The sequence below is a fragment of the Actinomadura rubrisoli genome (genome assembly GCF_004349215.1).
Taxonomy (GTDB): Bacteria; Actinomycetota; Actinomycetes; order Streptosporangiales; family Streptosporangiaceae; genus Spirillospora; species Spirillospora rubrisoli.
Window position 1 is genome coordinate 1 of the sequence record NZ_SMKU01000276.1, and the last position, 12522, is coordinate 12522.

Here is a 12522-nt window from a genome sequence, read left to right on the forward strand (position 1 = left end):
GATGCCGGAGTTCACGAGGACGTCCGTCCAGCGCAGGCCGTTCGCGTCCTCGTCGTGGCGGCCGATGCTGAGCCGCAGCGTCCCGCCGTCCGGCTGCTCGGGTTCGAGGCTCCGGACGAGGAGGGGCGGGGTGATCGTCTTAGGGGCGGCGCCCATGCGGAGGCCGGTGATGGCGAGGTGGGCTCCCGCGAGATGTTCGAGTTCGGAGGGCGGCTCGTCGAAGGTCACGTGCCCGGGGCCCTCTGCTTCGAACACGATCGGTGTCCCGTCCGGCACGGCGGGTTCGGGGTCGCGTCCGGCGGGGACGAGCAGCGCGAGCCGGTCGTCCCCGCACCAGGCCACTGGGGGAGCGCCGTAGCCGGTGAACGAGACGGCCGCGCGGAGCCCGGCGTACGGGGTGACCGTCCTGGCCGCGAGGTCGGCGATCCAGACATGCGCGCGGCGGTCCCGGACGGCGAGCCCCGCGACCAGGGGGCGCCGCGGATGCCACGCCAGCGCGGACGCCAGGACGTCGGGGAGCGGGAGCGTCCAGGGCTTCCGCCCGTCCGCGTACTCGAACGTGATCGCCGACGGCCGGGCCCGTCCCGGGACGAGGCCTGCCAGGTCGGGGTCGACCAGCAGGTCCCGCCACCGCCGCGCCGCCGGGTTGTGCTCGCGGACGGACGGGTGGGCGGGTGTCTCGACCGTCGCCCAGAACGTCCCGTCCGGAGACGGGTCCCGGCGCCGCCACGCGGTCGCGGAGGGTTCAGCGGGCATGGGCAGCCGCCTTCGGGGCCGTGCGGACCGTGATGGTGTCGACGAGCGCCTTGACCGCGCCGATGCCCTCGGCGGGCGCGCAGACCGGCTCGCCGGACGCGCCGACGCCGACCGCGCACGGGACGCCCATCCCGCTCAGCGGCTCGGGCAGTTTCTCGCCGCGTCCGATGAGCGTGGTGGCGACCGCCTCGCGGCGCGCGGGCTCGACCGTCTCCAGGAGCTGCTTCAGCGCCCGGCAGGACGGGCAGCCCTCGGTGAGGTAGAGCCGCACGCCCGTGATCGCCTCGGCGCACGGCCGGGGTGCCGCCGTCATCTCGGCCTTGCGGGCCCGCCGGTCCAGGGCGAGGACGGCGCCGAGCGTCGCGGCGCTCGCGGCGGCCCCGATCCCGGCGCGGACGGGCAGGCCGGGGCCGCCGGGACCGGCCGCGAGGGCGAGCGCGGCGAGCGCGGTCCCGGCGGCGTTGGCGCCGAGGTGCGTGCGGCCGACCGAGGCGAGCCTCGCCGGGCCGAAGCAGGCGCAGCGCTCGCCCTTGAGCCGGTACGCCGTCACGGTCAGCGCCGCGTACGCCGCCAGCCCGGCCGCAGCGGCGGGCCTGGCCGGGAGCGCGATCAGGGCCGCGGCCCCGGCGACCTCGGCGGTCCCCGCCAGCCGGGGCCCCCAGGGCGGGCGCAGCACCCCGCGCCGGAACGGCCAGGCGAGCCGGCCGGACGGGGTGAGGATCTTCGCGGCGCCCGCGACCGCGAGAGGACCCGCGAGCACCCCGGCGACGATGGTGGAGAACATCGGTCACGACCTCCGATCGGGCAGCAGCCACCCGGACTCGATCATTTGCTCGGCCACCCGCCGCAGCTCCGGCGGGCACGGCTCCCCGCGGCGCGGGAACCCGCGCGCGAGCAGCCGGTCCACGAGCGCGGCGTCCCGCTCGCCGCACTCGGCGAGGGCGAGGGTCGTCCCGTCCACCAGGACGATGCCGCCGTGCGGCAGCCGGGTGACGTTGACCCCGGGCGCGATCCTCATGACGTCTCTCCCAGCCAGTGCTCCATCCAGACCAGCCGCAGCAGGGGCAGCGCCCGCCCGGCCAGGTCCCGCCCGTCCCGCAGCTCGCGGGCGACCGCGCGCGGCGCGACCAGGCCGAGGTCGGCGAGGGCGCACCGCCGCTCCAGCCGGGCGATGATCCGCTCCCGCTCGCGGTGGAGGTAGGACGCCGCCGCGCGCCTCAGCCAGAACCCCTGCGTCGCGCGCCGGACGCCCGCGATGCCGTGCCGGTCCAGCTCGCGGCGCAGCGGCAGGTGGCTCTCGAACGCGCCCCGTCTGATCCGGCCGAGCCGCGACTTCGGCAGCGCGGACAGCGCCGCGAGGACGCCGGGGTCCAGGGCGGGGAGCCGGAGACCGCCGTCCCCGCGCTCCGCCAGCCCGGCGACGGCCGTGCCGAGGAGCGGATCGAGGAAGTCCAGGTGCTCCTGCCAGAGCGCCATCGTGGCGCGGTGCGCCGACTCGAATGCGTCGCGCCCCTCGGCGGTCAGCCCCGGTACCGCGCTCGCGCCGGTCGGGGACGGCGGCGCGGGCGCGTCCACCGGCTGGACGTCGGGGGAGTAGACGACGCCCTTGCCGAGCAGCGCGCGGGCCGCGGCGAGGGACGGCAGCGTCCCGGCGACGTGGAATGGCTCGCAGCCCAGCAGCCGCCATCCGCGCGCGCCCGCGTCGACGTCGGGGAGCTTCACCGAGGTCAGGTCCTCCAGCAGCCCGCCGCCGACCAGCACGCGGTCCCCGGCCGCGGCGCGCAGGGCCGCCATGAGGCGCCGGGGGACCTCGGTGTCGGGCATGGGCGGCAACGGCTCGGCGCCCGTCACCGGCCCCGGGGCCAGCAGCTCGTCCAGGGCGACGTGGATGTTCTCCATCTCCAGGCCCGGGACGGCGGGCGGCGCGAACCGCGCGCCGCCACCGCCGATGTCGGCGTGGAGGAGGAGGGGGCGGTGCCCGGCCGACAGTGCGGCGGCCGCGAGGAACGCCGACGCCATCCCACCGCTGTAGGCGATTGCATACCCGGAGCCGGTGCGGTGGGTGTCCAGGCTCGCTCCGACCGCGTGGACGAGGTCGTCTCCGCGCGCGGTCATGGACGGGGCGCGCCGCGTCACGGTGATGCCCTGGCCGGTGACGCGGACGGCCGTCCCGACGGCGAGCCGGTGCACGCCCGGCCAAGGCGAGGAGTCCGGAGCGGGTGCGTCGCCTTGGAGCAGGCACAGCAGCGCTCCGGCGGACGGGACGGGCCGTTCCGCGCCGGCGGCGAACTCCGCCAGGTCGGGGCCCCATTCGAGCGACCCGTAGTCCATGCGGTAGTAGAGGGCGCCGGAACCGGGCCGGTCGCGGAACAGCTCGAACGACCCGGGCCACGAGCCCTCGACGCGCGCGCCGAACTCCTCGGGCGCGAACACCGGACGGGTGGCGCGCACCTCTCCGTCCACGATCTCGACGCGCGCCATCCGCGCCGGTGCGGTCCTGCCCTGCGCGGTCGCGGTCGTCATGGCGCCTCCGCCCGGTGGATCTCGATGTACTCCTCCAGGACGGGCAGGGACGTGCTCACGACCTCGTCCCCGCACTGCACCCAGGGGAAGTAGCCCGCGGGCGGCTTCGCCGGGGCCAGCTCGCGGCCGAGGTGGAAGGACGCGGGGTGCCCGAGGGCCCGCAGCCCCGCGGTGAGGAACACCGCGTCGTCCACGGGGTCGAGGAACCCGGCCGTGAGCCGCTGGACGACCCTGAGCCGGGCGACCGCCGTCCTGGCGTCGCGGTTCGTGCGGACGAGGCGCCGGGCCGGGGCCGGGCGCCCCGCGGCGGGGCGCCGGGCGGCCGGTCGTCGGACGAGGCGCCGGGCGGCCGGTCGTCGGGCGGGGCGCGGGGTGGGCCAGTGGTCCAGGCGGTAGGCGCCGCCGGCGTCCTTGGCCTGGCGCAGGAAGGCCCGCGCGTCCCGCGCGGCCTTGATCACAGTCGGCATTCGGTCTCCCGGGGTCGGGCCGGACGGCAACGGCCCGGCGGGCGGGGGAAGCCCCCGCCCGCCGGTGCGTGGATCACACGTAGCGGCAGGTCCACCACTCGCAGACCTGGCGGTAGCTCTCGTTGCAGCAGTCGGAGTCCCACCAGCAGCTCTGGCCCGGGATCCGGCACTCGGCCACGGTGGCGGGCTCGGCGTACAGGTGCTGCTGCATCCCGCTTCCGGCGATCCGGGCGGTGATCGATGTCGCGGACATGAACCCTCTTTCCTGACGGGGCGGGCCTTTTCTCCCGCCTTTCGGTCGGACGTTCGGAACGCTATTCGGCGCTCTGGAGAACGGCAAGGGATTGGTCCTGTCCCGGTCCGTCCCGGCCTGTCCAGGTGAAAGTGGACAAGCCATTTCCTGGACCCTCGGAGGTAGCATTAAATCGGGAGGTAGCGATGGAATCCGAATGGTCGTCTGCGGCATCGGCCTGGTGCGCCGAGCGGCTGCGCGAAGCGGGGATAGGCGTCACCGGGCCGCCCAGCGGGCTCGGCCGGCGGGCGTGGTCGCGGCAATTCCGCGTCCCGACGGAGGCCGGGTTCGCCTACTTCAAGGAGTCCGACCCGGCCTTCGCGCACGAGGCCGCGCTGACCGCGCTGCTGGCCCGCTGGTCGCCGGGGCACGTCCCGGACGTGCTGGCCGCCGACGCCGCGCGCGGCTGGATGCTCACCGCCGACTTCGGCCCCCCGCCCGCGCCCGGGTCACCGGACGAGGTCGTCCCCGCCTACCTCGGCATGGTCCCGGCCTTCACCGGCATCCAGCGGCGCGCCGCCGCGCACCTGGGGGAGTTGGAGCGCGCCGGGCTCCCCGATCACCGGCCGGCCGTCCTCCCGGCCCTGTTCGGGGAGCTGCTGGACGCCGCCGGGACGTGGGCGCTGCCGCCCGGGCATCCCCGCGAGCTGACGCGGGACGAGCTGCGACGGCTGCGGCGCCTCGTCCCGCCCGTCGCGCGGACCTGCGCGGAGCTGGCCGGGCACGGCATCCCCGAGACGGTCGTCCACGCCGACATCTGGCGCGGCAACTTCCTCCCCGGCGACCCGCCGCTGATCTTCGACTGGGCCGAGAGCGTGCTGTCCCACCCGTTCCTCTCCCTGGAGGTCATGCTCGCGGACGTGCGGGCGGCGGTGCCCGGCGACGCGTCCGCCCCGCGCCGCGTCCGAGACGCCTACCTGGACGGATGGGCCGCGCACGGCACCCGCGACGGGCTCGCCGAGGCGGCGCGGCTCGCGGCCGTCCCGGCGGCGGTGAGCCACGCCGTGCTGTGGGGCACCGCCGACGCCGCGCACCGCGCCGACGCCGCGCACCGTGGTGGCGAGCACCGTGGCGAGCGCCGCGCCCGCCACCGGCAGGGCGCGGTGCAGGAGCACCTCCGCACGGTCCTCGCTCAGGCCGACCGCGCGGCGGGCGCCGGGGCGCGGCGCTCCCGCGCGAACAGCCTGACCAGGTCGGGGACGCGGTAGGCGCCCGGCGCGGGGCTCTCCACGAGGCTCGCGTCCACCAGCCGCTCCAGCGCCCGGCCCGTCTCCTCGCTCGACAGGTGCAGCAGCGCCGCGGCCTCGGGCAGCCGGACGTCCCCGCCCGGCAGGTCGGCCAGGAGCGGCAGCGCCCGCGCGGCCGCCCGCGCCTGCGCGTCGTCGCTGCCGGCCAGGGCGTCGAAGCTCACGGCCAGGCTCGCCCGCACCTCCAGATCGTCCACCCGGAACTCGTCGAGCCGCCCGCGCGGGTCGCTGAGCCGCTCGGCGAGCGCCCCCAGCGGCCATCCGGGACGCGCCGCCAGCCGCGCCGCCGCGACCCGCAGCCCCAGTGGCAGCCCGTCGCACAGGTCCGCCAGCAGCCGCACCGCGTCCGGCTCGGCCGCGACCCGCTCGGCGCCGAGGAACCGCTCCAGGACGGTCTCGGCGTCGCGCGGCGCGAGGCGCCCTAGCCGCAGGCACCGGGCGCCGTCCAGCGAGGTCAGCGACGTCCGCGAGGTCATCAGCGCGGCGCAGCGCCGCCCGAACGGCACCAGCGGGCGCACCTGCGCGGCCGAGGCGACATCGTCCAGGACGACCAGGACCCGCCGGTCGGCCAGCACGCTGCGCAGCAGCGCCGCGGCCTCCTCCGCGTCCGCGGGCACGGGCGCGCCCGGCCCGCGCAGGCCCCGCAGCAGCCGCCCCGCGATCTCCACCGGCGTGAGCGGCGCGGTCCCCGGGCTGGCGCCCCGCACGTCGACGTAGATCTGCCCGTCCGGGAAGCGCGCGGCGGCCAGATGCGCCGCGCGGACGCCGAGCGCCGACTTCCCGACACCCGGCGGCCCGCTGACCACCACGATCGGCGCCCCCGCGCCGTCCCCGCCCGCCAGCCGCGCGACCTCGGCGACCTCCCGGTCCCGCCCGACGAGGACGCCGGTGCCCACGGGCAGCTGATGGGGCGCGTCCGGGCCCCCGGCACCGCCGGCCGCCCACGACGCGCCGCCCGGAGCCGGTGCCGGGGGCGGGACGGCGGCCGCCGGGGCGGAACCCTCCGCGCCGTCCGCCATCGACTGGACGGCCAGCCGCCTGCGGACGCCGGTCCAGGGGACCGGATCCTGCCCGCACGCCTTCACCAGCGACTCCACGAACTCCTCCCGGGGAAGCCCGCCGCGCCGGAGCGTCGCGGCGAGGGTGCTGCGCGGCAGGCCGTCCCCGTGCCGCCTGCCGCGCGCCTCAAGCTGCCGATAGGTGAGTCCGGTCCATTCCTTTAGCTGCCTCAGCCGGAGCATGAATTCCGCCGGCGTGGCGGCGCAGTGGGGAGTGGGAGCGTTTTCCATCGAGTCCCCCGGTCCATTCGGATCCCTCGGTGTTCCGCCCGCTATGACGCGCGGACGTCACGCTGAGTTCACCTGAGCGCGCTATTTTCGATAATCGCGGGGTGTCGACGGCCCCAGGACAATGGGGCGCCAATGAACAAGCATGCGCAATCGCCGCGCCGAGGGGAACCTGGAAGGTTATAGGGTGGAGGGTCCCGACCGCCCGCCCCGAATAAGGAGATTTGCCTCATGCCGGGCATCATCGTCCAGGCCGAAGGCGACCGGTCGCGGGAGACGGCGCGGGAGCTGGCGCCCGGCGCGCAGCTGACGTTCGGGCGCGGCGCCGCCGACCTGCCCGTCGACCTCCCGCTCGCCGACCCCGGCGTCTCCCGCCTCGCCGGGCGCATCCGGGCGATGGACGACCACTGGCTGATCACCAACCTCAGCCGCGCCGCGACCTACGTCGTGGAGAACCCGGAGGGCGCGGGGGAGTTCGTCAAGGTCCAGCCGCGCCGCCTGCGCATGCCCGTGCCGTTCGAGTTCTCGCGCGTCGTCCTGCCGGCCGGGTCCGGCTCGGTGTCGTTCCTGGTCTTCGCGCCCGCCCAGCTCTACGCCGACCCGGACGCGCCCGACGCCGGCGACGCGACCGCGATCCCGTTCCCGCTGGACGTCACCGCCAAGTACTTCCTGGTCCTGGTCGCGCTCTGCGAACCCCGGCTCCGGGACGCCTCCAGCGTTGTCCTCCCGACCGTCCCGGAGATCATCGAGCGCCTCGCCGGCGTCCCCGGCTGCGCCGGCCTCACCCGCTCGGCGGTGAACTTCCACATCGACTACCTCGCCGCGGCGAAGCTGCGCGTCAAGGAGCCCGCGGTCGACGGCCGCGCCGCGAAGGCCGACTGGCAGCGCGCGGCGCTGGTGTCGCTGGCCCTGAGGTTCAACCTGGTCCGCGACGAGCACCTGGCCCTCCTGCACGCCCGCGGCTGAGGGCCCTCCTGCACGCCCGCGGCTGAGGGCCCTCCTGCACGCCCGCGGCTGAGGCCCGCCGGGGACCTTTGTCGGGCGTTGAGGTGGCGGCGGACGCCCCGCCGGCCCTACTCTCTGGCCCGGTGAGCGGGCGCCCCCGAGCCCGTTCGGCCCTGGAGGAACACGGTGCGTCGAGTCCCCACGACCCCAGCGGTCCCCGTCCTGCTGGCGACGGCGCTGCTGGCGACCTCGGCGCTGGCGGCCGGATGCGGCGGCGGATCCGGCGGATCCGGCGGCAAGGCGGGCGCCGCCGCGCCCGTCGCCGACGCCCCGAAGACCAGCGCCCCGGCCCCCCGCAAGATCGTCATCATGGTCGACAAGAAGAAGACCGAGACCATGACCACGGGCACCACCGTCCAGCAGGTGCTCGACCAGGCCAAGATCCGGCTCGGCCCGCACGACCTGGTGGCGCCGCCGCGCGAGGCGCCCGCCGGCAAGACGATCAAGGTGGTGCGGCTGCTGTCGGCGCCCGTCACCAAGCTGGTCCGGACGTCCGCGCCGACGATCAGGAAGAAGAGCGCGTCGGTGCCGCCCTGGAACGAGAAGGAACTGCGCAAGGGCAGGCCGGGCCTGAAGATCGTGCGGATCGCGCTCGTCCGGCGCAAGGGCAAGAAGGTCAAGGCCGTCATCTCCGAGAAGGTCAAGCGCAAGCCCGTCGCCCGCGTCGTCGCCGTCGGGCCGCGGTCGGGCGGGGGAGGCTCGGCCGCCCGCCTCAACTGGCGGGGCCTCGCCAACTGCGAGTCCAACAACAACCCGAAGGCCGTCAACCCGACCGGGTACTACGGCCTCTACCAGTTCTCGCTGTCGTCATGGGCGTCCGTGGGCGGGTCCGGCAAACCGTCCGACGCCAGCCCGGGCGAGCAGACCTACCGGGCGCAACTGCTCTACAACAAGGTGAACGGCCGCTGGCAGGGGCAGTGGCCCAACTGCGGGCGCTTCCTGTTCTCCTGAGCCTGAGAGACTGACCCCGTGGGGGAGACTCAAGGGCTGCTCGGACCGGCGGACGTGCGGGACCTGGCGGCGCGGCTCGGCATCAGGCCCACCAAGGCGCTCGGGCAGAACTTCGTCATCGACGCCAACACCGTCCGGCGGATCGTCCGCGCCGCCGACCTGCGCCCGGACGACGTCGTCATCGAGGTCGGGCCCGGCCTCGGCTCGCTGACGCTGGCGCTGCTGCCCGCCGCGAGCCGCGTCGTCGCGGTCGAGATCGACCGTGCGCTGGCCGCCGAACTGCCCGCCACGGCCGCTGCCCGCGCCCCCGGGGCGGCCGGGCGGCTGGAGGTCGTCCACGCCGACGCGATGAAGCTCACACGGCTGCCCGGGCCCCAGCCGACCGCGCTCGTCGCGAACCTCCCCTACAACGTCGCCGTCCCCGTCGTCCTGCACCTGCTGGCCGCGCTGCCGTCGCTGCGCCGCGCCCTGGTCATGGTCCAGGCCGAGGTCGCCGACCGGATGGTCGCCGCGCCCGGCTCCAGGACCTACGGCGTGCCATCGGTCAAGCTCGCCTGGTACGGCGAGGCCCGGCGGGCGGGGGCCATCGGACGCGCGGTGTTCTGGCCCGCGCCGAACGTCGACTCCGGGCTCGTCGCGTTCACCCGCGGCGACCCGCCCCCCACCGCCGCGACGCGCGAGGCGGTGTTCGCCGTGGTCGACGCCGCGTTCGCGCAGCGCCGCAAGACGCTGCGCGCGGCGCTGGCGGGCTGGGCCGGATCCCCGGCGGCGGCCGAGCGGGCCCTGCGCGCCGCCGATGTCGACCCGCGGGCCCGGGGCGAAGCGCTGGACGTGGCCGCCTTCGCCCGTATTGCCGAGTATGGTCCTTCAGTCTGGGGTGGTGAGCCCCCTGGCCCCCCGGTCACTGCTCCGGGGGGCGCGGCACAGCGGGAAGCATCGGAGGGCGATGGTGAAGGCGCGTTCGCGGACGGCGCGGGCGGGGGTGCCCCCAGGGGCGCCGATCCTGGCGGTGGCGGCCCTGGTCGCCGTGGCCGCCGCGGCGGGCTGCGGTAGCGGCGCCGGCGCTGCACCCAAGATCACGACGACCGCGCGGGCCGGCGTCGCCCCCACGCCGCCGGCGAAGGGCGCCTACTTCGGCGCCTGGGTGCCCGCCGAGGGCGAGGGCGGGCCGGCGTCGTCCCGGTCCGGATCGCCCTCCGGGTCGCCGTCCGGGTCCCCGTCCGAGGACGACGAGCCGGAGGGCCCGTCCGGGAGCGGCTCGGGAAGCCCGTCCGGGACGAGGAGCCCGTCCGCCAAACCCACCGGTAAGGACGCGGACAAGCCCGGCATGGGGCCGATCGTCGGCTTCGAGCGCGACCTCGGCCGGCAGCTCGACATCGTCCAGAGCTACCGGGGCTGGAAGTCGCCGTTCCCCGCCGACATCGACACCTCCGTCCTCGGCGGCAACCGCTACCTGCTGCTCAGCTGGGGCGGTGGCGACACCAAGGAGATCGTCAAGGGCACCCAGGACGACCTGATCCGCACGCGCGCCCGCGCCATCAAGGCCACCGGCAAGCCGATCTTCCTGCGCTGGTCGCGGGACATGGACAAGTCCAGCTCGGACAAGCGCGTCCACTCGGCGGCCGACTTCATCGCGGCCTGGAAGCACATGCGCGCGATCTTCAAGCGGGAGAAGGTCGACAACGTCGCCTGGGTCTGGTGCCCGACCGCGCGGGGCTTCGGCTCCGGCAACGCCGGCTCGTTCTACCCGGGCGACGACGAGGTCGACTGGATCTGCGCCGACGCCCAGCCGGGCGGCGACTACGACTACCGCGACCTGTCCGAGGCCGTGAAGCTGTTCATGCACTGGGCGCGGGACCGTCCGAAGCCCATCATGTTCGCCGAGTTCGGCGTCCCGAAGTCCTACGGCGAGCGCCGCGCCGCGTGGCTCCGCGAGGCCGCCAAGGCCATGCAGGACCCGCAGGTCAAGGCCGTCGTCTACTTCAACTCCGACGAGCAGGCCGAGGACCCCCGCGACGACCGCCGCTCCTTCTCGGTCGCCGGCGACAAGCGCGCCGTCTCCGCCCTCCGGGAGCTCGCGACCACCCCCTACTTCAACCCCCGGAACCTCCCGGTGACGAGCGGCGGCTGACCCCGGCCGGTCCCCGGGCGGGCCTCTCACGGACCCCTCGCCGGCCGCCCGTGTCGGTGGGGGCGCCCGCGGTCCCGTACGCTTCGTTGACGTGACCTCAGTGAGCGTACGCGTCCCCGCGAAGGTCAACCTCCAGCTCAGCGTGGGCCCGATCAGGGACGACGGCTACCACGACCTCGTCAACGTGTTCCACGCCGTGTCGCTGTTCGACGAGGTGACCGCCGCGCCCGCCGCCGGGCTGGAGGTGAGCGTCGAGGCCGCCCCGCACTCCCGGGTGGCGATCGGCGGCGTCCCCACCGATGGCGGCAACCTCGCGGCCAGGGCGGCCCGGCTCGTCGCCGGACGGCTCGGCGTCGAACCCGGCGTGGCGCTGCGGATCCGCAAGGCCATCCCGGTCGCCGGCGGGATGGCGGGCGGCAGCGCCGACGCCGCCGCCGCGCTGGTCGCCTGCGCCCGGCTGTGGGACGACCGGGACAGGCCCGTCCTCACCCGCGACGACCTGCTGGAGCTCGGCGCCGAACTCGGCAGCGACGTCCCCTTCGCCCTCCTCGGCGGCACCGCGATCGGCGTCGGGCGGGGCGAGCGGCTCACCCCGGCCCTGTCCCGCGGCACCTTCCACTGGGTGTTCGCGACGGCGGACGGCGGCCTGTCCACGCCCGCCGTCTACGCCGAATGCGACCGGCTCCGCGAGGCCGGGGAGCGCCCCGCGGCCTGGCCCCGCGTCTCCGAGGACCTGATGACCGCCCTCGCCACCGGCGACGCCAAGACCCTCGGCGCCGCGCTCGTGAACGACCTCCAGCCCGCCGCGCTCGCCCTCCGCCCGTCCCTGCGCCGGACCCTCGCCACCGGACGGGACCTCGGCGCCGTCGGCGCGGTCGTGTCGGGCTCGGGACCCACGTGCGCGTTCCTCGTCGCGAACGAGGAGCACGCGGCCGACCTCGCCGCCGACCTCGACGGCGCCGGCGTCGCCGAGCAGATCGTCGTCGCCGCGGGCCCCGTCCCGGGCGCCACGGTCCTCTAGCCCGCAGGCTCTCTTGATTATGGCTGACAGTGGCGAAGGTGCGCCATAGGGTGACCGGAACGCGTCACAATGGGCCCATGGCGTCACACTGGCGTCGCGGCGTCACACTACGTGCGCTTGTCATGCAAGCAAACTCCGGGCCGCGGCCGGGCGTCTGAACCGTGACGCCGATTCCGCGGACGAGGTGGAGAGATGACGTATCTGTCCGGGCTGCTGGGTATCGTGGCCATCGCGATGATGGTCACACTCGTCGGGCTGGCCGTGCGCCGCGACCGGGCCATCCGGCGGGACGCCCCGGATTCGGTCGCCGCGTCCCGTCAGGCGGGCACCGCCCTGATGTCGCGGACGGAGGGCGGCCCCACGCCTCCCCCCGCCGTCCCGTGATCCCGCTGGTCCGCGCGAGGAACTGTGAGGCCCGAACGTGAGCATCCTGGCGCTCCTCATCATCCTGATCGTCCTGCTGCTCGTGATCGCCGTCCCGACCGCGATCGTCATCGTCGTCGTGAACGCGAACCGGGACCGCGCCGGCGCCCAGGGGTATCGGCCTCCCGGCTACGTCCCGCCGACCGGCCCCGAGTACGGCCCGCCGGGAGGGCCTGGGTACGGCCCGCCGGGAGGCCCGGGGTACGGGCCGCCGCCTGGTCCCGGGTACGGGCCGCAGCCGGGCCCGCCGGGATACGGGCCGCCACAGCCGCCCCACGACCCCGCAGGCGCGTCCGGTTCGCCGGGTTCGTACGGTTCGCCCGGTCCGACGCCGGACCCGTCGGCGCCCCCCGCCGACCCGTCGGACCCCTCTCCCGATCCGCCGTCGGACCCGTCCGACCCGTCCGGTCCGGCGAGCCC

General features: G+C 76.0%; 15 protein-coding genes. 8 read left to right on the plus strand and 7 right to left on the minus strand.

Annotated features, from left to right (window positions below; all coding sequences use genetic code 11):
* The 6 genes from E1298_RS35005 to E1298_RS35030 all read right to left on the minus strand — a co-directional run.
* Positions 1-756 (minus strand): hypothetical protein (locus tag E1298_RS35005; RefSeq protein ID WP_131901025.1); only part of this gene is annotated, 756 nt, incomplete at its 3' end.
* Complete coding sequence (locus E1298_RS35010) at positions 746-1540, minus strand: hypothetical protein (RefSeq protein WP_131901027.1); 795 nt, start codon at positions 1538-1540, stop codon at positions 746-748. The genes E1298_RS35005 and E1298_RS35010, both read right to left, overlap by 11 nt.
* Positions 1541-1543: 3 nt before the next feature.
* Positions 1544-1774 (minus strand): actinodefensin-associated protein B, encoded by a 231-nt coding sequence (adfB, locus tag E1298_RS35015; RefSeq protein ID WP_131901029.1) that lies wholly within the window; start codon positions 1772-1774, stop codon positions 1544-1546.
* On the minus strand, positions 1771-3279 hold the full coding sequence (locus E1298_RS35020; protein WP_131901031.1) for a hypothetical protein: 1509 nt from the start codon (positions 3277-3279) through the stop codon (positions 1771-1773). Before E1298_RS35020 ends, adfB begins: the two co-directional genes overlap by 4 nt.
* The gene (locus E1298_RS35025; RefSeq protein WP_131901033.1) at positions 3276-3746 is read right to left on the minus strand and encodes a lasso peptide biosynthesis protein; all 471 of its coding nucleotides are present in this window, start codon (positions 3744-3746) and stop codon (positions 3276-3278) included. The genes E1298_RS35020 and E1298_RS35025 overlap by 4 nt, the downstream gene beginning before the upstream one ends.
* Positions 3747-3819: 73 nt before the next feature.
* Complete coding sequence (locus tag E1298_RS35030) at positions 3820-3999, minus strand: hypothetical protein (protein ID WP_131901035.1); 180 nt, start codon at positions 3997-3999, stop codon at positions 3820-3822.
* A 185-nt stretch (positions 4000-4184) separates the two neighbouring features.
* Between E1298_RS35030 and E1298_RS35035 the strand changes: the two genes are divergently transcribed.
* Positions 4185-5246: a phosphotransferase gene (locus E1298_RS35035; RefSeq protein WP_131901037.1), complete on the plus strand. Its 1062-nt coding sequence runs from the start codon at positions 4185-4187 to the stop codon at positions 5244-5246.
* Here the strand turns inward: E1298_RS35035 and E1298_RS35040 are convergent.
* A complete protein-coding gene (locus tag E1298_RS35040; RefSeq protein ID WP_131901038.1) occupies positions 5171-6574 on the minus strand; it encodes an NB-ARC domain-containing protein in 1404 nt (467 codons plus the stop codon). The two genes, E1298_RS35035 and E1298_RS35040, sit on opposite strands and share 76 nt — an antisense overlap.
* Positions 6575-6802: 228 nt before the next feature.
* Between E1298_RS35040 and E1298_RS35045 the strand changes: the two genes are divergently transcribed.
* From E1298_RS35045 to E1298_RS35075, 7 genes are all read left to right on the plus strand, one after another.
* Positions 6803-7537, plus strand: a complete 735-nt coding sequence (locus E1298_RS35045) for an FHA domain-containing protein (RefSeq protein ID WP_207945017.1) — start codon at positions 6803-6805, stop codon at positions 7535-7537.
* A 165-nt stretch (positions 7538-7702) separates the two neighbouring features.
* Positions 7703-8527 carry a resuscitation-promoting factor gene (locus E1298_RS35050; RefSeq protein ID WP_131901040.1) on the plus strand — a complete coding sequence of 275 codons (825 nt, stop codon included), beginning with the start codon at positions 7703-7705 and terminating at the stop codon, positions 8525-8527.
* 18 nt (positions 8528-8545) lie between these two features.
* Positions 8546-9580 (plus strand): 16S rRNA (adenine(1518)-N(6)/adenine(1519)-N(6))-dimethyltransferase RsmA, encoded by a 1035-nt coding sequence (rsmA, locus tag E1298_RS35055; protein WP_131901042.1) that lies wholly within the window; start codon positions 8546-8548, stop codon positions 9578-9580.
* On the plus strand, positions 9474-10658 hold the full coding sequence (locus tag E1298_RS35060) for a glycoside hydrolase family 26 protein (RefSeq protein WP_243725997.1): 1185 nt from the start codon (positions 9474-9476) through the stop codon (positions 10656-10658). The genes rsmA and E1298_RS35060 overlap by 107 nt, the downstream gene beginning before the upstream one ends.
* Positions 10659-10758: 100 nt before the next feature.
* A complete protein-coding gene (locus tag E1298_RS35065) occupies positions 10759-11679 on the plus strand; it encodes a 4-(cytidine 5'-diphospho)-2-C-methyl-D-erythritol kinase (protein ID WP_207945019.1) in 921 nt (306 codons plus the stop codon).
* Between the two features lie 192 nt (positions 11680-11871).
* Positions 11872-12063 carry a hypothetical protein gene (locus tag E1298_RS35070; RefSeq protein WP_131901046.1) on the plus strand — a complete coding sequence of 64 codons (192 nt, stop codon included), beginning with the start codon at positions 11872-11874 and terminating at the stop codon, positions 12061-12063.
* A 37-nt stretch (positions 12064-12100) separates the two neighbouring features.
* Positions 12101-12522, plus strand: a 422-nt coding sequence (locus tag E1298_RS35075) for a hypothetical protein (RefSeq protein ID WP_207945018.1), incomplete at its 3' end; no start/stop codon positions are given.

Coding starts and splice junctions, on each gene's coding strand:
- E1298_RS35010 (WP_131901027.1), bottom strand. CDS start 1,540: ATGTTCTCCACCATCGTCGCCGGGGTGCTCGCGGGTCCTCTCGCGGTC.
- adfB (WP_131901029.1), bottom strand. CDS start 1,774: ATGAGGATCGCGCCCGGGGTCAACGTCACCCGGCTGCCGCACGGCGGC.
- E1298_RS35020 (WP_131901031.1), bottom strand. CDS start 3,279: ATGACGACCGCGACCGCGCAGGGCAGGACCGCACCGGCGCGGATGGCG.
- E1298_RS35025 (WP_131901033.1), bottom strand. CDS start 3,746: ATGCCGACTGTGATCAAGGCCGCGCGGGACGCGCGGGCCTTCCTGCGC.
- E1298_RS35030 (WP_131901035.1), bottom strand. CDS start 3,999: ATGTCCGCGACATCGATCACCGCCCGGATCGCCGGAAGCGGGATGCAG.
- E1298_RS35035 (WP_131901037.1), top strand. CDS start 4,185: ATGGAATCCGAATGGTCGTCTGCGGCATCGGCCTGGTGCGCCGAGCGG.
- E1298_RS35040 (WP_131901038.1), bottom strand. CDS start 6,574: ATGGAAAACGCTCCCACTCCCCACTGCGCCGCCACGCCGGCGGAATTC.
- E1298_RS35045 (WP_207945017.1), top strand. CDS start 6,803: ATGCCGGGCATCATCGTCCAGGCCGAAGGCGACCGGTCGCGGGAGACG.
- E1298_RS35060 (WP_243725997.1), top strand. CDS start 9,474: ATGGTGAAGGCGCGTTCGCGGACGGCGCGGGCGGGGGTGCCCCCAGGG.
- E1298_RS35070 (WP_131901046.1), top strand. CDS start 11,872: ATGACGTATCTGTCCGGGCTGCTGGGTATCGTGGCCATCGCGATGATG.